The organism is Thermohahella caldifontis (assembly GCF_041153465.1).
GTDB lineage: Bacteria > Pseudomonadota > Gammaproteobacteria > Pseudomonadales > Oleiphilaceae > Thermohahella > Thermohahella caldifontis.
In genome coordinates this window covers 1789717-1807142 of record NZ_CP154858.1, presented here as the reverse complement: position 1 = coordinate 1807142, position 17426 = coordinate 1789717, and the positions used below count along the sequence as shown (strand labels likewise).

Genomic DNA, 17426 nt, shown 5'->3' with positions numbered 1-17426 from the left:
GGTCAGCCCTTGCCTCGTGTGCGGGTGCTTTTGCCTGGTGACTGGATGGCCTTTTCCAGGTGCGCGTAGATAAGCGCAGCAACGTTCTTGCCGGTGGCCGATTCGATGCCTTCCAGTCCGGGGGAGGAGTTGACCTCCATGACTACCGGGCCATGATTGGATCGCAGGATATCCACGCCTGCCACGTTCAGGCCCATGATTTTTGCCGCGCGCACGGCAGTGGAGCGCTCCTCCGGCGTGATGCGGATGATCTGGGCGCTGCCGCCCCGGTGGAGATTGGAGCGGAACTCACCGGCCTGGGCCTGCCGCTTCATGGCGGCCACCACCTTGTCGCCGACCACCAGACAGCGGATATCCGCTCCGCCGGCTTCCTTGATGAATTCCTGGACAAGGATGTTGGCCTTCAGCCCCATGAAGGCTTCGATGACGCTTTCTGCCGCCTTTCGGGTTTCGGCCAGCACCACACCGATGCCCTGGGTACCCTCCAGCAACTTGATGACCAGCGGGGCACCGCCGACCATCTCGATCAGGTCATTGATGTCGTCAGGCGAGTGGGCAAAACCGGTCACCGGCAGGCCGACGCCCTTGCGTGACAGGAGCTGCAGACTGCGCAGCTTGTCGCGTGACCGGGTGATGGCCACGGATTCGTTGAGCGGGGTGACCCCCATCATTTCGAACTGGCGCAGCACGGCGGTGCCGTAAAAGGTAATGGAGGCACCGATCCGGGGAATGACGGCATCAAAGCCCTGCAGATCCTCGCCCTTGTAGTGGATCGACGGGCGTCCGGAGGAAATGTTCATGTAACAGCGCAGCGTATCGATCACGTGGACTTCGTGCCCGCGGGCCTGTCCTTCTTCCTTCAGTCGGCGGGTGGAGTAGAGTTTGGCATTTCGGCTGAGAATGGCGACTTTCATGAGGTGTTCCTTGTTCCACAGGGTAACGGGGTCTGATTCAGTGTAGTGCATTTGGATGCCGGCTGTCCCGGATACGTCACATGCGCGACGGATACGCATTTGCCGCAATCGTGTTTTAAATGAATGTTCATTCGTTTAACATGCAGCCCATGCGAACCAAAGATGATGACAAACGTATCCGTATTTTCCGGGCGGCGATCCACGTGATCAACGAGCGCGGGTTGGCCGGTGCCTCGGTGGCACGCATTGCCGCGGCAGCCGGAGTGTCACCGGCTACCCTGTACGTGCACTTCGAGAACAAGGATGACATGCTCAACAAGCTGTTCATCGGCATCTACTACCGGATGAGCGCCAGTCTGCGCGCGGCCCTGGATGACACCCGCCCACCCAGGGCAGCGCTCTATGAGGTGTGGCGGGCCATGTGGACCTACCTTCGGGAGCAGCCCGAAGACTTCCTGTTTGTCGAACAGTTCGGCAACAACCCGGTGATTACGGAGGCGTCCCGAGAGCAGGTCATGGATTTTTTTGAATTCCTGCACCGTTATTACCGTCGCCTGATGGATGACGGGGTGCTTCGTCCACTGACCAAGGAAGTGATCAGTGCCTGCCTGTTCATGCCCATGATCAATCTGGTCAAGTGGCAGATGGGCGGCAAGACAACCGTGGATGAAGAGGCCATACGCCAGTCCTTTGAGGTGGCCTGGCGTGGGCTCGTGACTGACGAATACCGGCTGAGGAGAGAGGACTGACCATGTGGAAGCGGATGGCCATCGCCATTGTGGTGCTGGGAGCCGTGTTTGGCGGCACATTTTATTTTCTGGGGGTGGTGCGGCCACAGATGATGGCACAGTACTTTGCCAGCATGAAGCCGCCACCTGTGGTGGTGTCCGCCACGGAGGTGAGCACGGCGCAATGGCAACCCTTCGTCGAGAGCGTGGGGACGGTGAAGGCGGAACATGAGGTGGCGCTGACGACGGAGGTTCCCGGTGTCATTCGTGCGATCCGTTTTGAATCTGGTCAGCGGGTTCGTGCCGGTGATGTGCTGGTGGAACTCGACACGACCGAGGATGAGGCGGTGCTGCGCGGGCTGGAAGCCGCACTGGCCCTGGCCCGTGCCAATTATGAGCGCGACCTGAAGCTGCGTGAACGCAAGGTGGCCAGTTCGCTGGACTTTGAAACCAGCCGGGCCAACCTGGCGAGTGCCGAGGCCAACGTGGCCGCTCAGAAGGCCCGGATCGCCAAAAAAACCTTGCGTGCCCCCTTTGATGGTGAAATCGGCATCCGCAAGGTGTCGCCCGGTCAGTATCTCCAGCCAGGGACACCCATCGCCACGCTGCTGGGCCGCGAACGCGTGTACGTGGATTTCAGCGTGCCCGAACACTGGGCCGGTCGCATTCACCCCGGCCTGACGGTGGAGGCCCGCATGGCGGCCCTCCCGGATCAGGTTTTTCGGGGCCAGGTGAGTGCACTGGATGCGCGTATCAGTGACGCCTCCCGGAACCTGAAGGTGCGTGCAACCTTTGCGAACCCCGGGCTGACATTGGTACCGGGCATGTTCGCCACGCTCAAGGTGCTGGTCGGCGCGCCTGAAAACGTGGTGGTAGTGCCTCAGACGGCCGTTGAAACCCATCTCTACGGGAATGTTGCCTTTGTGGTGCAGAAGCCGGCAAGCGAAGGTGAGCCGCCCACGGTGGAACGGCGCTACGTGAAGACGGGCGCAGTTCAGGATGGCATGATCCGCATCCTCGACGGCCTCAGGCCCGGTGAAACCGTGGTCACGGCCGGTCAACTGAAACTGCAGAACGGGACACCCGTGAAGATCGACAACCGCGTGAGCCTGGCGACCGGAGGTCAGTAATGCACTTTACCGACATCTTTATTCGCCGGCCGGTGCTGGCCTCGGTGGTCAGCCTGGTGATTCTGCTGCTCGGCCTCAACGCCATCAAGTCCATGCAGGTGCGGCAGTATCCGGAGCTGGAAAGTGCCGTCATCACCATTACCACGGCGTATCCGGGTGCCAGCTCCGACCTGGTCGCCGGCTTCATCACCTCGCCCATCCAGCAGGCCGTGGCCTCGACAGAGGGGGTGGATTATCTGAAATCCACCAGCAAGCAGAGCGTCAGCGTGGTGGAGGTGCATCTGAAACTGGGCCAGAACTCGGACACGGCCATGACGGAAGTGCTGTCGAAAGTGGCCGAGGTGCGCCAGCAGCTGCCCGAAGAAGCCGAGGAACCCGTGATCGCCAAGCAGGCCGCACAGACCACGGCACTGCTCTATCTCAGCTTCTACAGCGATGCCATGAGCGAGGCCCAGATCACCGATTACCTCAAGCGCGTAGTTCAACCCTTGCTGGAAACCACAGAGGGCGTTTCCGAAGCGCAATTGCTGGGGGCCAAGACCTTTGCCATGCGTATATGGCTCAATCCGCAGAAACTGGCCGCCTTTGGGTTGACACCCCAGGACGTGGCAGCGGCGGTGGGCAGCAACAGCTTCCTCTCGGCTGCGGGGCAGAGCAAGGGGCAGTACATTGCCATCAACCTTTCCGCCGATACGGACCTGCATGATCTGGCCGAATTCCGGCGCCTGGTGGTGAAGCGCGATCAGGGCACTCTGGTGCGCCTGGAGGATGTGGCCAGTGTGGAACTGGGCGCGGAAAGCGAGGACTCGGCCGTGTATTTCAACGGTCAGCGCGCCGTGTTCATGGCCATCAATGCTCTGCCTTCCGCCAATCCGCTGGACGTGATCGATGCCGTCTATGCGCGTCTGCCGGATATCCGCCGTCAGTTGCCGTCCGCGCTGAACATGAAGGTGGCCTATGACGCCACGCGCTTTATCCGCGACTCCATCAACGAGGTCATCAAGACCGTGGGTGAAGCCACGGTGATCGTGATTTTCGTGATTTTTCTTTTCCTGGGCTCGGTGCGGTCGGTACTGGTGCCCGTGGTGACCATTCCGCTGTCGCTGGTGGGGGTCTGTCTCTTCCTGCTCATGCTGGGCTACTCCATCAACCTGCTGACGCTTTTGGCCATGGTGCTGGCCATTGGCCTGGTGGTGGACGACGCCATTGTGGTGGTCGAGAACATTCACCGACATATCGAGGAAGGACTTACACCCTTTCAGGCCGCCATTCAGGGGGCGCGCGAAATTGCCGGCCCGGTAGTGGCCATGACACTGACGCTGGCAACCGTGTATGCGCCCATCGGCTTCATGGGCGGCCTGACCGGTGGTCTGTTCAAGGAGTTTGCCTTCACGCTGGCCGGTGCGGTCATCATTTCGGGGGTCATCGCCCTGACCCTGTCGCCCATGATGAGCTCCAGGCTGCTCACACCGCAACAGGGGCGGCTGGCCAGCTGGCTGGATGCGCGTTTTGAGTCGCTGCGCAAGGCTTACGAGAGCCGTCTGCATGGTAGTCTCGATTACCGGCCTGTGACCCTGGTGGTGGTTGTGGTGATTCTGGTCAGCTGTGCCGGGCTCTACCTGTTCAGCAAGAAGGAGCTGGCCCGACCGGAAGATCAGGGCGTGGTGTTCAGCATTTCCACTGCGCCGGAAAATGCCACCATCGAGTACTCGCAGGCGTATGTGGACCAGATGATGGCCATCTTCGACCAGTTCGAGGGCCGCTCGGATTACTTCATCGTGGTGGGGGCCAACGGCAGTGTCAACACCACCATGTCCGGCGTGATTCTGAAGCCCTGGTCCGAGCGCAGCCAGACCCAGATGCAACTGGTGCCTCAGATGCAGGGGCAGATGGGGCAGATCGCCGGCCTGCGGACGGTTTCCTTCAACCTGCCGACACTGCCCGGTGCAACCGGGCTGCCGCTTCAGGTGGTGCTGACGGCCGCGCGCCCGTACGAAACGCTGTACGAGATGGGCGAGGAACTGATGGATGCGGCGCGCAAGAGCGGCAAGTTCTTCTTTATCAATGCGGACCTGAAGTTCAACAAGCCGAATGCCCGACTGGAAATTGACCGGGCCCGTGCCGCCGAGCTGGGCATCAGCATGGCGGATATCGGCCGCGCGCTGGCCACGTCACTCAGCGGTGGTTACGTGACCCGATACAGCGTGGAAGGACGCAGCTACAAGGTCATCCCGCAGATGGAGCGCCAGGCCCGCCTGACACCGGATATCCTGACGCGGATCTATGTGCGCTCGGCTGCCGGCGAGATGCTGCCCCTGTCCACAATCGGACGCGTGGTGGAAGGGGTGGAACCCAATGCCCGGGGCCAGTTCCAGCAGATGAATGCGATGGTGATCGAGGGCGTGATGCGCCCAGGGGTGAGCCTGGGGGATGCACTGGCATTCTTTGAGCAGACGGCACGCGAGCGCCTGCCGGCGGACATCCGGCTGGATTATGCGGGTCAGTCCCGGCAGTTCAAGCAGGAGGGCAGTGATCTGGTGATGACCTTCGTGCTGGCGCTGATCCTGATCTATCTGGTGCTGGCGGCTCAGTTCGAGAGCTTCCGCGACCCGTTCATCATCCTGGTCAGCGTCCCGCTGTCTCTGGTCGGGGCACTGTTGCCGATTGCGCTGGGCGTGACCTCCCTCAACATCTACACGCAGATTGGCCTGGTGACGCTCATCGGACTGATCTCCAAGCACGGCATTCTCATGGTGTCCTTCGCCAACCAGCTGCGCGAACAGGGCATGGGCCGCCGCGAGGCGATTGAGCATGCGGCCGGCATGCGCCTGCGCGCCATCCTCATGACGACGGCGGCCATGGTGGTGGGGGTGATCCCGCTGTTGCTGGCCACCGGTGCCGGAGCCGCCAGCCGCTTCGACATCGGGCTGGTGATTGCCGCGGGGCTCTCCATCGGCACACTGTTCACGCTTTTTGTTGTGCCGGCCATGTATCTGTATTTGAGCCATCGGGAGCGCCGGCCGGCAGAGGCCTGACTTCGATTGTGCTGACGGGCGGGCACACGATGTGCCCGTCCAGTCCGAATCGTGTGCATGAAATGGTTCGGTTTGACAGTCCCTGACCCTCCGATTCTCGCAGGTTCCTTGCGGTTGTGGTAAAGTTCGCGCGGTTTCAAACTCCCTTGAGGTCAGCATGGATATTTCCAATATCGATCAGGTGGAAAAAGCCACCGCTGTCGGTCAGCAGGACATTGCCCGTCTGGGTGCTGCGCTGCTGTTTCTGTTGATTGTGTTCCTGTACGCCACGAGCCACCTGGGCTCGCTCCAGGGAGGGGGCATGCTGGTCGCCGCTGCGGTCATCGGCGGCTACATGGCGCTGAACATCGGGGCCAATGATGTGGCCAACAACGTCGGCCCCATTGTCGGTGCCAGGGCCGTTACACTGCTGGGTGCACTGATGATTGCGGCCATCTTCGAGGCCAGCGGTGCACTGATTGCCGGGGGCAATGTGGTCAGCACCATCAAGAAGGGGATCATTGATCCGCAACTGGTGGCGGATACCAGCACCTTCGTCTGGCTGATGATGGCGGCACTGCTTGCCGGCGGCATCTGGCTCAACCTGGCCACGGCCGTGGGTGCGCCGGTATCTACCACACATTCCATTGTCGGCGGTGTGCTGGGGGCCGGCATTGCCGCAGGCGGTATGGAGGTGGCTCATTGGGGCACCATGGGCAAGATTGCCGCCAGCTGGGTGATCTCCCCGGCGTTGGGTGGAGCGCTGGCGGCCACGTTTCTGTTTGCAATCAAAAAGACCGTGCTCTTTCAGCCGGACCGCATTCATGCCGCCCGACGCTGGGTCCCACTCTGGATAGGCCTGATGATCTGGGCCTTCAGTACTTACCTGATCATCAAGGGGCTCAAGCACCTGTACAAGGTGCCCTTCGGGCAGGCGGCGATCATCGGTTTCGGGGTGGCTGTGGTTGCCTGGCTGTTTGTGAAGGCGCGGGTTGCCCGCCAGTCCCGGGATATGGACAACAACCGAGAGAGTGTCAGTGATCTGTTCACCTGGCCGCTGATTCTGGCAGCTGCTTTCCTCAGTTTTGCCCATGGTGCCAACGATGTGGCCAACGCGGTCGGACCTCTGGCCGCCATTACGGATGCACTGGAGCACGGCGTGATCCATACCAAGGCGGCGATTCCCACCTGGGTCATGATGGTGGGTGCGGTGGGCATTTCTATTGGTCTGCTGCTCTACGGGCCGCGGGTCATCCGTACCGTGGGCAGCGAAATCACCGAGCTGGACAAGACCCGGGCCTTCTGCATTTCGCTGGCGGCGGCCATGACGGTGATTCTGGCGTCCCAGCTTGGCCTGCCGGTCAGCACCACGCACATTGCCGTGGGCGCCGTGTTTGGTGTGGGCTTTCTGAGAGAGATCCTCAAGACCAGCTATGCGTCCGAGCTGCACAAGATTGCCGAGCAACATGACGAGGCGGAGCGGGAGCGGATCGAGAAGTTCCTGAAGGAATTCCGTGGTGCCTCCGTGGACGAAATGAAACAGATGCTGGATTGGGCGAAGAAGCACAAGAAGGAAATGCCGCTGACCAAACCGGAGCGCAAGCGGCTCAAGAAGGTGTACAAGGAAAAGCTGGTGACGCGCTCGCATCTCTGGAAAATTGCGGCCGCGTGGGTCATTACGGTGCCGGCCACGGCCGTGATTGCGGCGATCGCCTTCTATGCCATTCGCGGATTCATGCTGCCCTGATCAGCGTCTGACATCTGTCCAGAAGCGCCCCAGTATCGCCTCCAGATGCCGGGGCGTTCGGCTGTCATGGATCTGTGGAAAGGTCGCTTCCAGCAGTGCGCGCCAGGGGGGCTGAGACCAGCGCTGGTCCACCAGAATGATCACGCCGCGGTCGCTCTGGCTGCGGATGACCCGACCGGCTGCCTGCAGCACCCGCATCCATCCGGGATAGACAAAGCCATGCAGGTGACCGTCGAGTCCCTGCCGGGACAGCCTTTCCGCCTTCAGTCGCTGAAAGTCATCCCAGGGCGGCATGCCGGTGCCCAGAACCACCACCCCTACAAGCGCTTCGCCACGCAGATCAATCCCTTCACACCAGCGCCCCGACAGAGCGGTCAGCACCAGCCCGGTCTGTGGGTCTCTGGCCAGCCGCCGCATCAGCGCGTGGTCGGCTTCCGCGTCCCCTGCCACCTGAACGGGCAGATCCGGATAGAGGGCGGTCAGGATTTCAAGCAGTTGTCGGGCGTAGCGGTGGGTGGGGGTGAAGATCAGATAGTTGCCGGGGCGCGCGAGCCATATCCGGGCGGCAAGATGGGCCACCGGCCCGAGGCTGTGGGTGCGGGTACGCTGGCGCAGATCAATGCCGGTCACCGTGATCACGCGGCGGTGTGACTCGGGGAAGGGAGAGGGTAGTGTCAGCGTATGAGCGTCCGGCACGTCAAACAGATCCTGCCAGACTGGCAGGGGGGACAGGGTGGCAGAAAACAGCACGCAGGCACTCGCCTCGTCCAGGCGGCTCCGGATCAGTGCCCTGGCATCGAGCGCCCGCAGGCGGATACAGTGCGGTTCCCGGCACCAGGCCAAAGTGTCTTCCGGCTGCCTGAGCAGTGTGACGAGGCGCAGGAGCGTCTCCAGCCGGGCCTGGTCGGGTCGGGTATCCTGCAACAGGTCTGCCGGTCTTTCCCACTGGTGCTGCAGGTCAGCGAGTAGGGCGCCGACGTGCTCCAGTGTACGCTCGCGGCTACGCTGAGACAGCTCTGCGAGGGGATGCCAGTCTCCAAGGGCATGGCGGCGCGCGGCACGTACCAGCGGCAGGTTGGAGAAGCCTTCCGCCTTGCCGGTCGGGATGTCCAGGGACAGGTGGTCGCAGAGCCGGTCATGCAGGTTGTGGACTTCATCCACGAGCAGCAGGGTGTGCTGGCCAAAGGGCCTCAGGCTCTCACCGCCGGCAGGGGCGAAGGCAGCGTGATAGTCACCGATCACCACATCCGCCCAGGGGGCCAGCGCCTGTTGCAGAGCATGGGGACATACCCGGTGCCGGAGTGCGATACCGGACAGCACGTCTGGCGTCCAGTCCTGCAGACTGAGGGCATCACGGCGGGCCTCTGCCAGTGCAGCCCAGGTCTCTGCCCGACAGTCGCACCCCTCCGGTTGCCGGCACAGCCGCGTCCGGGCTTCCAGCGCCAGAATCCGCAGTGGCCAGCCCTGCCCGTAACGATCCAGTGTATCCTGCACCATGGCACGGGTTGCCCGGCGGGCGCTGAGATACAGAATGCGGCTGTCCGGCCGGTGTGCCAGGGCACGCAGGGCGGGGTACAGGACGGCCAGGGTCTTTCCGGTACCGGTAGGGGCCTGGAACAGCCATCGCTGCTGCTGACGATACCCCCGGTAGAGCGTGCGCAGGGCGACAGTCTGACCCGGACGCAGGCGGGGCCAGGGGAAAGGCAGCCGCCTCAGTGCCTGTGACCGGTGTTGCCGGTGCTGCTGCAGGTGACTGAAAAGCGGGCAGAGGTCCGTGGCGAGCGCTTCCAGTAATAGTCCGGAGTTGACCGGTTCCGCATCCACACCGACCTCATGGGGCGTATCGTGATCGGCATGCAGGTAGTACAGGCTCAGAGAAACCCGTGCCTGCGGGTAACGGAGCCGGTAGAGCACGCCATACAGTTGCAGCTGCAGGGTCTCCAGCGGGTGGGGCACCGGAGGTTGCTGGCCCCGGTAGCTCTTGCATTCCAGAATGAGCGGCGCGTTGTCCGGACCGGCAATCACATCGGCCCGCCCCTGGATCTTTATCCGGACGTCCGTTGCCGGCAAGGTGGCTGCCAGCACCACTTCGCGGCGGGCATCCGGGAACAGGGCCCGGAGACGGCGGTGAACCGCCTGTCCGATGCGTGCATGACTACCGTGTCCCGCATGTGCGGCACCGTTTCGCAGCAGCAACCGGGCCGCTTCCTGAACACTGAGACAGAAGGTTGCGGTCATGTGTGCCACACCACCCGGACATGGCCGGCCGGCAGCCCGTGCTGATGAAAGTAGCGCAGCCAGCGCCACTGGTTGTCCTGCAGCCGGTCACCCGGCCCCTTGACTTCAAGCAGGGTGTAACCGGCCACAGGCGGGAACAGGATGAGATCCGGCAGGCCGCTGCAGTTGCTGTGCGGGTCACGCAGCATGCGCCTGAAAATGAGCGCCAGGTGGGCGGCCGGTATGCGGGACAGGGCGAGAGCGAGTACCTCGGGCCCCTCCGGTAACCAGTCTTCCAGATAGGCGCATTCCGGGCGGGACAAGGCCCGTTGCAGATGTGCCGTCCAGTCGGGGCCGGACAGCGCCTGCCACGCCTGTTCGATCTGTGGCTGTCGCCGTGCGTGAAACTCCGGGTCGCGCAGGTCATGGGGAGCCATCTGAAAGGGATGTGTCAGGGCACCCTGTACATCGGCGAAGAGCACGTCATGAAAGTGTGCGCGGAAGAGGACATTGAACAGCCGGTTCTCCACATGAAAGGCCGTGATGCCCCGTGTGGCCAGATGATGGCACACTGCCGCTTCCACACCATCCGGATGAGGTGTCAGGCAGAGTGTTTCCGGTGCTTCGGGCTGCCACTCGGGTTCGGCACGCTGGCCTCGCTTTTTCAGCAGTCGTGGCAGAAAGCGCTCACGAAAGGCCAGCTCCGTTTCACTGGCCGGATGAGCGGCGATGGCCTCCAGCAAGGCTTCGGCTTCCTCCAGGCGGCCGTCCCGGAAGGCAAGGCGGACGAGGCGCTCCCGGGCAGGCGGCAGGCCGGACTCCCGATACAGCCGTTCAGCCAGAACCGGATCGCCCAGTTGTTCTGCGCGTCGGGCCAGGGTGTTCAATGCCTTGCGGCGACGACGTTGCAGCAGGGGGTGGTCCGTATCGGGCGGCAGACTGGCCACCGCTGCGTTCAGTGCTTCCGGCGACGGCAGATCGGGCACGGCTTCACGCAGGCGGTGAAGTGTCATGGCCGCCTCCATTTCCGTCGCACTGTTGAACAGCCGGGTGGCACGGCGCAACCGGTAGCCGGGATAGCGCTGCACACCGAGCTGGGCTGTCACGAAAGTCGTCATGTCCTGATACAGGTTGCCGAAAAAGGCCAGACGCATCCAGTCCAGCCAGTCACCCGTGTTCAGGGCGATGACCTCCAGACCGGAGAGCGCCAGCAACGCGCGCGCATCCAGATCGGAGAGTGCCCGGATCACGGCACTGCGGGTACGGGCAGCGGCCGGCACATCAAACCGTTGCCTCAGTTCGGGGAGGGTGAGCAGGCTCAGCAAGGCGTCCCGCTCCGGTGGGCCGGGGCGGTCAATCCAGCCCTTTTCCCTCAGTCCGGTCAGCGCGTCTTCCAGTGCGCCGATTTCCGGGTAATGCAGCCTGTCCGTCCGGAACAGGGGACCCTTCCGGCACAGGAGCCGGGTGAGCAATGCGGCTTCCGCGTCCGGGAGCGCAAGGAAATCTTCGCTGCGTCCGAGCATGTCATCCGGGAGGATGTCGGCGTACAGGCCGAGCACATGGCGCACCAGCGTGCGCAGGTTGTCGAGATAATACAGGGGAGGCAGCTCGGCGGACATCATTCCGGCAGGGTGCGGCGCTGGAACTGGCTGCGGTAATCCCGTGGCGTCATCCCGGTCTTGCGACGGAACAGTTTGGTAAAGGAACTCACATCCTCGTAGCCCACGCTGTGGGTGATGAGGCTGATGGGCTCAAGGGTCTGAACCAGCATGGCCTTGGCCTGTTCGAGCCGGATGGTCTGCAGGTAGCCCAGCGGGGTATCTCCCACCGCTTTCTGAAAGCGCCGGGTGAGGGTGCGGGTGCTCATGTTGAACCGTTGTGCCAGCTCCTCCATGCGGATGGGTTCGCCGAGATGTTGCTCGAGCCAGTCCTGAATGCGCAGGATGTCCTCGTCCTGATGCCAGGGGCGTGTCCGCCAGGACAGGCTGGGCATGGCGTTGGGGTGGGCCTGTTCCAGAACGAAAGTACGGGCAAGCCGCAGCGCTTCCTCCTTGCCCAGAAAGCGTTCGGTCATGTAGAGCCCGAGATCCTTCCAGGCGGCGCCACCACCGGAGCACAGGATGGGCCGTCTTCCGTGACCATCTGTTCCGGGTGCAGGCGCACCTCCGGATAGCGGCGGCGGAAGGACTGGGCGTAGGCCCAGTGGGTGGTGGCGGCACGTCCGTCGAGCAGGCCGGCCTCGGCGAGGAAGAACACGCCGGTACAGTTGGCGGCCAGCAGGATGTTGCGGCGGTGGGCCTGGCGCAGCACGCTGATCAGGTCCGGGTTGGCTTCCAGGGTGGTGCGGATGTCCGCCGCAATGGTGGGCACCAGCAGCACGTCGGCACCTGCAGCGTCATTGAAGTCACCGTCAGCATGGAGCGTGAGGCCATGGGCACAGCGGATGGGGCGTGCATCGCGGCTCAGCAGCCGCACGCGAAAGGCCGGTCGCGGCGTCTCGCGGTGGAGCACGTACCAAGTTACCCCCGCCATGCTGAGCAGGTCGGTCATGCCGGTGATGGCGGAGGCCAGCGCCCCGTCGAAGCCAAGGATGCAGACATCTTTCATAGTGGCAATTTTAACCTAAAAAGTGTCGTTTGCGACAGTTTTCAATCTGTGAACAGCCTGTCATCATGGTTCGGCCTTTCGGTGTTAACCCGAATGGGTGAATCCTTCCTGGATTGATTTGTCCCTTTTCCGTGCGAACGGAGTTCAGGCCCGCCCGGCTGTCACCGGATGCGGGCTTTTTTTGTGGGCCGGCGTATAATGTTCCGCCTCAGCCATCACAGGAGTTCCCGTGGAAAGACCAACCCTTGCCCTCAAGCCCAAAGCCGAACGTCGCCTGCGTGGCGGCCATGTCTGGGTGTACAGCAACGAGGTGGATACCGACACCACCCCGCTTGCGGATCTCGAGCCCGGCGCGGAAGCCCTGATCACGACCCATGACGGCAAGCCGCTGGGTGTGTTCATGGTCAATCCGCATGCGCTCATCTGCGCTCGCCTGATCAGTCGTCACCCCAAACAGGGACTGACAAAATCCCTGCTCAAGCGGCGTCTGGAGCAGGCGGATGCACTGCGCCAGGCGCTGGTGGGGGGTACCAGCTACCGCATGGTCTATGGTGACAGTGACGGGTTGCCCGGGTTGGTGATCGACCGGTTCGGGCAGGACTTTGTTATTCAGAACAGTGTGGCGGGTATGGAACCCTGGCTGCCGGTGGTGGTGCGGTTGCTGGCCAGCAAATGGGAGGCGGGCACCATCTGGCTGAAAAATGATGGCAAGATGCGTGAGGTGGAAGGGCTGCCCGGTGAAGTGACCTGCGCACACGGGGAGGCCAGAGCCGAGCTTGCGGTTGAGGAAAATGGCGTGGCGTGCCGCTTCAATGTGCTTGAAGGGCAGAAGACCGGCTGGTTCTTTGATCACCGTAACAACCGGGCGCGGCTGAATGCACTGATTCAGCGGCTGGATGCGCCACGTGTTCTGGATGTGTTCTCCTATGTGGGCGGATGGGGGGTGCAGGCTCTGGCCCACGGCGCCGCGGAAGTGGATTTTGTGGACGCATCCGAGCCGGCTCTGCAGTGGGCCGGAGATAACGCCGAAGCGGTGGGCGGTGCCCATCGCCTGCTGGCAGGGAATGCCTTTGACGTCCTGAAGGCGCTGTGTGACGAGAAGGAGCGCTACGATGTGGTGGTGCTGGATCCGCCGGCACTCATTCCTCGCCGCAAGGACATCCGCAACGGCGAGCAGGCCTACCGGCGACTGAATCAGCTCGCGCTCAGGCTGGTGAAGCCGGGTGGCTGGCTGATGACCGGCTCCTGTTCCATGCACCTGGAGCGCGCCCGGCTGCTGGACCTGGTGCGCGCCGCATCACGCGAGGTGGACCGGGATGTGCGCCTGGTGTGGGAAGGCCACCAGGGAGAGGATCATCCGATCCTGCCGGCCGTGCCGGAAACGGCGTACCTGAAGGCCATGCTGTTTCACGTCAGTCTGGTGGGCTGATCAGTCGCGCAGGCTGATCACCGGCCAGCCGCGTTGTTCGGCTTCGGCCCGGAGGCGGTCATCCGGATCCACGGCCACGGGATGACCGACCTGTTGCAGCAGTGGCAGGTCATTGTGTGAGTCACTGTAGAACCAGGCTTCCGAGAGATCGTGCGGGTGGTCTTTGAGCCATTCCCTTAGCCGGATGACCTTGCCTTCCTGATAGCTCGGCACACCGGTGATCCGGCCCGTGTAACGGCCTTCGACAATCTCCGGAACGGGAGCGATCAGTGATTCAATGCCGAACAGGTTGACGATGGGTTCGGTGACAAACTGGTTGGTGGCGGTGATGACCAGCAATGTATCGCCGGCGTCACGGTGCCGGTCCACCAGCGCCTGTGCCCTGGATAGCAGGATCGGGCGGATGCGTTCTTCCACAAACTGTGCCCGCATGCCTTCCATCTCTTCGGGGGTCCGGCCCTTGAGCACGGACAAGGCAAACTCCAGATAGGCCTGGATGTCCAGCTCGCCACGCAGGTAGTCCGCGTAGAACGCGTCATTCCTTGCCCGGTGGGTATCGCGGTCCACCCAGCCGTGGTCGGCCAGGTATTCTCCCCAGCTGTGGTCACTGTCGCCGGCGATGAGGGTGTTGTCCAGGTCGAAGATGGCCAGGGCCACGTGAAACTCCTTTGATCAGAATGGTGAGGATTATCCGGTGCTTATGCTGCACAAGGCGGACAGATCTGTCCACCTTGTTGAACCCGGTACAGATGTATTTGTCATAACACACTGATTTGTGAAACAATGAAATCAAAAACTCAGGGGCTCAGTGTGATTGATTCAGAAGGGTTTCGCCCCAATGTGGGCATCATTTTAACCAATGCCGAGGGCCAGGTCTTCTGGGCCAAGCGCATCGGTCAGAACTCGTGGCAGTTCCCCCAAGGGGGCATCAACCGGGATGAGAGTCCGGAAGAGGCCATGTACCGGGAACTGAACGAGGAAGTGGGTCTTGAGCCTCAGCATATCCGTATCATGGCCTCGACGCGGGGCTGGCTGCGCTACCGCCTGCCCCGGCGCATGATCCGCAAGGACTCCCGGCCGGTGTGTGTCGGTCAGAAACAGAAATGGTTCCTGCTCCAGATGCTGGCGGATGATGACTGCATCCGCTGTGACCTCACGCCCAAGCCCGAGTTTGATGGCTGGAGCTGGGTCAGTTACTGGTATCCGCTGGGCCAGGTGGTTTCCTTCAAGCGTGAAGTATACCGCAAGGCCATGAAAGAATTTGCCCATTATCTCTACCGGCGGCAGGGACGTCACGGATGAACATGCTCGCACTGCTCCGGCGCATCATGCAGGACGTCAGTCAGGCGGAAAGCCTGATGGACGCACTGGAAGTGATCGTCGAGCGGGTGCGTGAAGCCATGGATACGGAAGTCTGCTCCATCTACCTGCTGGATCCGGTCACCAACCGGTATGTGCTGATGGCGACGCGCGGGCTGAAGCCCACCGCCGTGGGCCGCGTCAGCATGGGACACTCGGAGGGGCTGGTGGGGCTGGTCGGTGTGCGCGAAGAACCGGTCAATCTGGTCAATGCCCGCGAGCATCCCAGATACCGCTATTTTCCGGAAACCGGTGAGGAGCAGTACAACGCCTTCCTCGGGGTGCCCATCATCCACCAGCGTCGCAATCTGGGTGTGCTGGTGGTGCAGCAGAAGGACAGCCGCCAGTTTGACGAAGGCGAAGAGGCCTTTCTGGTCACCGTTTCGGCGCAGCTGGCGGCGGTGATTTCTCATTCGGAAGCGGTGGATCCCCTGCAGCAGGTATTGCGCCAGAGCCAGGCCCCGCGGCGTGACGTCAAATTTCATGGTGTGGCGGGGGCGCCGGGCGTGGGCATGGGCATCTGCGTGGTCAAGTATCCGCCTGCCGATCTGGATGCGGTGCCGGACCGCCAGACGCAGGACGTGCAGGAGGAGATTGCACTCTTCCGCAAGGCCGTTGAAGCCGTGCGGGCCGATATCCATCGGGTTTCCGCCAATCTGTCCGGTGAACTGCGACCGGAAGAAGCGGCCCTCTTTGCCGTGTACGCCAACATGCTGGATGACAAGGCCCTCAAGGGAGAAGTCATCCGCCGGATTCAGGGCGGGCAGTGGGCTCAGGCTGCCCTGCGGGATGTCGTGCGGGACTATGTCCGCCACTTCGAGGCCCTGGAAGATGACTATCTGCGCGAGCGGGCCACGGATATCCGGGATCTGGGCCAGCGTGTCCTGTCCTACCTGCAGCGCGATACCCAGGTCGAATACCACTATCCGTCTGATACCATACTGGTGGCCGATGAGCTGACCCCCGCCATGCTCGGTGAAGTGCCGCGCGAGCGCCTGCGCGCGCTGGCGTCGGTCAAGGGGTCCCTGAACTCCCATGTGGCCATTCTGGCAAGGGCCATGGGACTGCCCTGTGTGGTGGGGATCGTGGATCTGCCCATCAGCCGCCTTGATGGGCAGCGCCTGATCGTGGACGGTTTCAACGGTGATGTCTACGCCAATCCGTCGCCCGAGCTTGAGCGTTATTATGCGGACATTGTGGCCGAAGAAGCGCAGCAACAGGAACAGCTGGGTGCGCTGGCGGAACTCCCGGCAGAGACCCTGGACGGCCACCGTGTGCAGCTCTTTGTGAATACCGGGCTGATGACGGATGTGGCCCGCTCCCTGCGCCAAGGTGCGGAGGGGGTCGGCCTCTACCGGACTGAAATTCCGTTCATGATCAACGAACGGTTTCCGAGCGAACAGGAGCAATACAGTTCCTATCGGGAACAGCTGGAAGCATTCGCCCCCTGCGAAGTGGTGATGCGGACGCTGGACATCGGTGGGGACAAGTCACTGAGCTATTTCCCCATTGAGGAGCAGAACCCCTTTCTGGGCTGGCGGGGCATCCGCGTCACCCTGGATCACCCGGAAATCTTCCTCACCCAGGTGCGGGCCATGCTCAAGGCCAGTGCCGGCCTGCACAATCTGCGCATCATGTTGCCCATGATCTCCAATGTGTCCGAGGTGGAAGAAGCGCAGCGGCTCATTTTCCGGGTGCACGAGGAACTGCGGGGCGAGGGGCTGGATATCCAGATGCCCCCCATCGGCGTGATGATCGAAGTTCCGGCAGCGGTCTTCCAGATTCGTGACCTCTGTGAACGGGTGGATTTTCTGTCGGTGGGCTCGAATGACCTGACACAGTACATGCTGGCGGTTGACCGCAACAACCCGCGGGTGGCAAGTCTGTACCACCATTATCATCCCGCGGTGCTGCAGGCGCTGTACAAGATTGTCTGCGATGCCCACGCGGCACGCACGCCTGTCGGAATCTGTGGTGAGCTGGCGGGTGATCCGGCCGGCGCGCTCCTGCTGCTGGGCATGGGCTATGATTCCCTGTCCATGAGTGCGGTCAGTCTGCTGAAGATCAAGTCCGTGATCCGCACGGTGTCGCGCCGCCAGGCCGAGGAGGTGGTCCGGGACGTCCTCTACCGGGACAGCCCCCAGGTGGTGAAATCCATTCTGGAGCATCATCTGCGCAAGCTCGGTTTCGAGCGCTACGTGCGCCCGCTGCGCAAGACGCCCGCTCAGGATTAGTGTGATTATTCTAACTGTGGCTGCTACCGTGCAGGTAGAATCTGTTC

13 protein-coding genes are annotated in these 17426 nt (G+C 62.4%); 7 read left to right on the top strand and 6 right to left on the bottom strand.

The genetic code is table 11. The features are described 5' to 3' along the window. Positions 1-2 precede the first annotated feature (2 nt). The gene (gene rimK / locus AAIA72_RS08770; RefSeq protein ID WP_369599946.1) at positions 3-914 is read right to left on the bottom strand and encodes a 30S ribosomal protein S6--L-glutamate ligase; all 912 of its coding nucleotides are present in this window, start codon (positions 912-914) and stop codon (positions 3-5) included. 149 nt (positions 915-1063) lie between these two features. Between rimK and AAIA72_RS08765 the strand changes: the two genes are divergently transcribed. From AAIA72_RS08765 to AAIA72_RS08750, 4 genes are all read left to right on the top strand, one after another. Further along, positions 1064-1663: a TetR/AcrR family transcriptional regulator gene (locus AAIA72_RS08765; protein ID WP_369599945.1), complete on the top strand. Its 600-nt coding sequence runs from the start codon at positions 1064-1066 to the stop codon at positions 1661-1663. A gap of 2 nt (positions 1664-1665) precedes the next feature. Continuing rightward, positions 1666-2772, top strand: a complete 1107-nt coding sequence (locus AAIA72_RS08760; protein WP_369599944.1) for an efflux RND transporter periplasmic adaptor subunit — start codon at positions 1666-1668, stop codon at positions 2770-2772. Next, positions 2772-5807 (top strand): efflux RND transporter permease subunit, encoded by a 3036-nt coding sequence (locus AAIA72_RS08755; protein WP_369599943.1) that lies wholly within the window; start codon positions 2772-2774, stop codon positions 5805-5807. Before AAIA72_RS08760 ends, AAIA72_RS08755 begins: the two co-directional genes overlap by 1 nt. Positions 5808-5964: 157 nt before the next feature. After that, complete coding sequence (locus AAIA72_RS08750) at positions 5965-7533, top strand: inorganic phosphate transporter (RefSeq protein WP_369599942.1); 1569 nt, start codon at positions 5965-5967, stop codon at positions 7531-7533. Here the strand turns inward: AAIA72_RS08750 and AAIA72_RS08745 are convergent, their stop codons facing one another. From AAIA72_RS08745 to AAIA72_RS08730, 4 genes are read right to left on the bottom strand one after another with little or no spacing between them, the layout of a single operon-like run. Then, positions 7534-9771 (bottom strand): helicase C-terminal domain-containing protein, encoded by a 2238-nt coding sequence (locus AAIA72_RS08745; protein WP_369599941.1) that lies wholly within the window; start codon positions 9769-9771, stop codon positions 7534-7536. Continuing rightward, positions 9768-11372 carry a VRR-NUC domain-containing protein gene (locus AAIA72_RS08740; RefSeq protein ID WP_369599940.1) on the bottom strand — a complete coding sequence of 535 codons (1605 nt, stop codon included), beginning with the start codon at positions 11370-11372 and terminating at the stop codon, positions 9768-9770. The genes AAIA72_RS08745 and AAIA72_RS08740 overlap by 4 nt, the downstream gene beginning before the upstream one ends. After that, the gene (locus tag AAIA72_RS08735; protein ID WP_369599939.1) at positions 11369-11824 is read right to left on the bottom strand and encodes a GlxA family transcriptional regulator; all 456 of its coding nucleotides are present in this window, start codon (positions 11822-11824) and stop codon (positions 11369-11371) included. Before AAIA72_RS08735 ends, AAIA72_RS08740 begins: the two co-directional genes overlap by 4 nt. Continuing rightward, entirely contained in the window at positions 11821-12357 is a 537-nt protein-coding gene (locus AAIA72_RS08730; protein ID WP_369599938.1) for a DJ-1/PfpI family protein, read from the bottom strand. The genes AAIA72_RS08735 and AAIA72_RS08730 overlap by 4 nt, the downstream gene beginning before the upstream one ends. 229 nt (positions 12358-12586) lie before the next feature. Between AAIA72_RS08730 and AAIA72_RS08725 the strand changes: the two genes are divergently transcribed. Next, positions 12587-13786 carry a class I SAM-dependent rRNA methyltransferase gene (locus tag AAIA72_RS08725; RefSeq protein ID WP_369599937.1) on the top strand — a complete coding sequence of 400 codons (1200 nt, stop codon included), beginning with the start codon at positions 12587-12589 and terminating at the stop codon, positions 13784-13786. Here the strand turns inward: AAIA72_RS08725 and AAIA72_RS08720 are convergent, their stop codons facing one another. After that, complete coding sequence (locus AAIA72_RS08720) at positions 13787-14443, bottom strand: HAD family hydrolase (protein WP_369599936.1); 657 nt, start codon at positions 14441-14443, stop codon at positions 13787-13789. It abuts the gene before it with no gap. A gap of 153 nt (positions 14444-14596) precedes the next feature. Here AAIA72_RS08720 and rppH point away from each other — a divergent pair, with 153 nt between their 5' ends. Both rppH and ptsP read left to right on the top strand, forming a co-directional pair. Next, positions 14597-15088, top strand: a complete 492-nt coding sequence (gene rppH, locus AAIA72_RS08715; RefSeq protein WP_369599935.1) for an RNA pyrophosphohydrolase — start codon at positions 14597-14599, stop codon at positions 15086-15088. 2 nt (positions 15089-15090) lie between these two features. Further along, entirely contained in the window at positions 15091-17379 is a 2289-nt protein-coding gene (gene ptsP / locus AAIA72_RS08710) for a phosphoenolpyruvate--protein phosphotransferase (RefSeq protein WP_369599934.1), read from the top strand. Positions 17380-17426 lie beyond the last annotated feature (47 nt).

Bases quoted from the DNA above. Each gene is read 5' to 3' on its own strand.
- AAIA72_RS08740 (WP_369599940.1), bottom strand. From the start codon at position 11,372: ATGATGTCCGCCGAGCTGCCTCCCCTGTATTATCTCGACAACCTGCGC.
- AAIA72_RS08760 (WP_369599944.1), top strand. From the start codon at position 1,666: ATGTGGAAGCGGATGGCCATCGCCATTGTGGTGCTGGGAGCCGTGTTT.
- ptsP (WP_369599934.1), top strand. From the start codon at position 15,091: ATGCTCGCACTGCTCCGGCGCATCATGCAGGACGTCAGTCAGGCGGAA.
- AAIA72_RS08750 (WP_369599942.1), top strand. From the start codon at position 5,965: ATGGATATTTCCAATATCGATCAGGTGGAAAAAGCCACCGCTGTCGGT.
- AAIA72_RS08730 (WP_369599938.1), bottom strand. From the start codon at position 12,357: ATGAAAGATGTCTGCATCCTTGGCTTCGACGGGGCGCTGGCCTCCGCC.
- AAIA72_RS08735 (WP_369599939.1), bottom strand. From the start codon at position 11,824: ATGACCGAACGCTTTCTGGGCAAGGAGGAAGCGCTGCGGCTTGCCCGT.
- AAIA72_RS08745 (WP_369599941.1), bottom strand. From the start codon at position 9,771: ATGACCGCAACCTTCTGTCTCAGTGTTCAGGAAGCGGCCCGGTTGCTG.
- AAIA72_RS08765 (WP_369599945.1), top strand. From the start codon at position 1,064: ATGCGAACCAAAGATGATGACAAACGTATCCGTATTTTCCGGGCGGCG.
- AAIA72_RS08755 (WP_369599943.1), top strand. From the start codon at position 2,772: ATGCACTTTACCGACATCTTTATTCGCCGGCCGGTGCTGGCCTCGGTG.
- rimK (WP_369599946.1), bottom strand. From the start codon at position 914: ATGAAAGTCGCCATTCTCAGCCGAAATGCCAAACTCTACTCCACCCGC.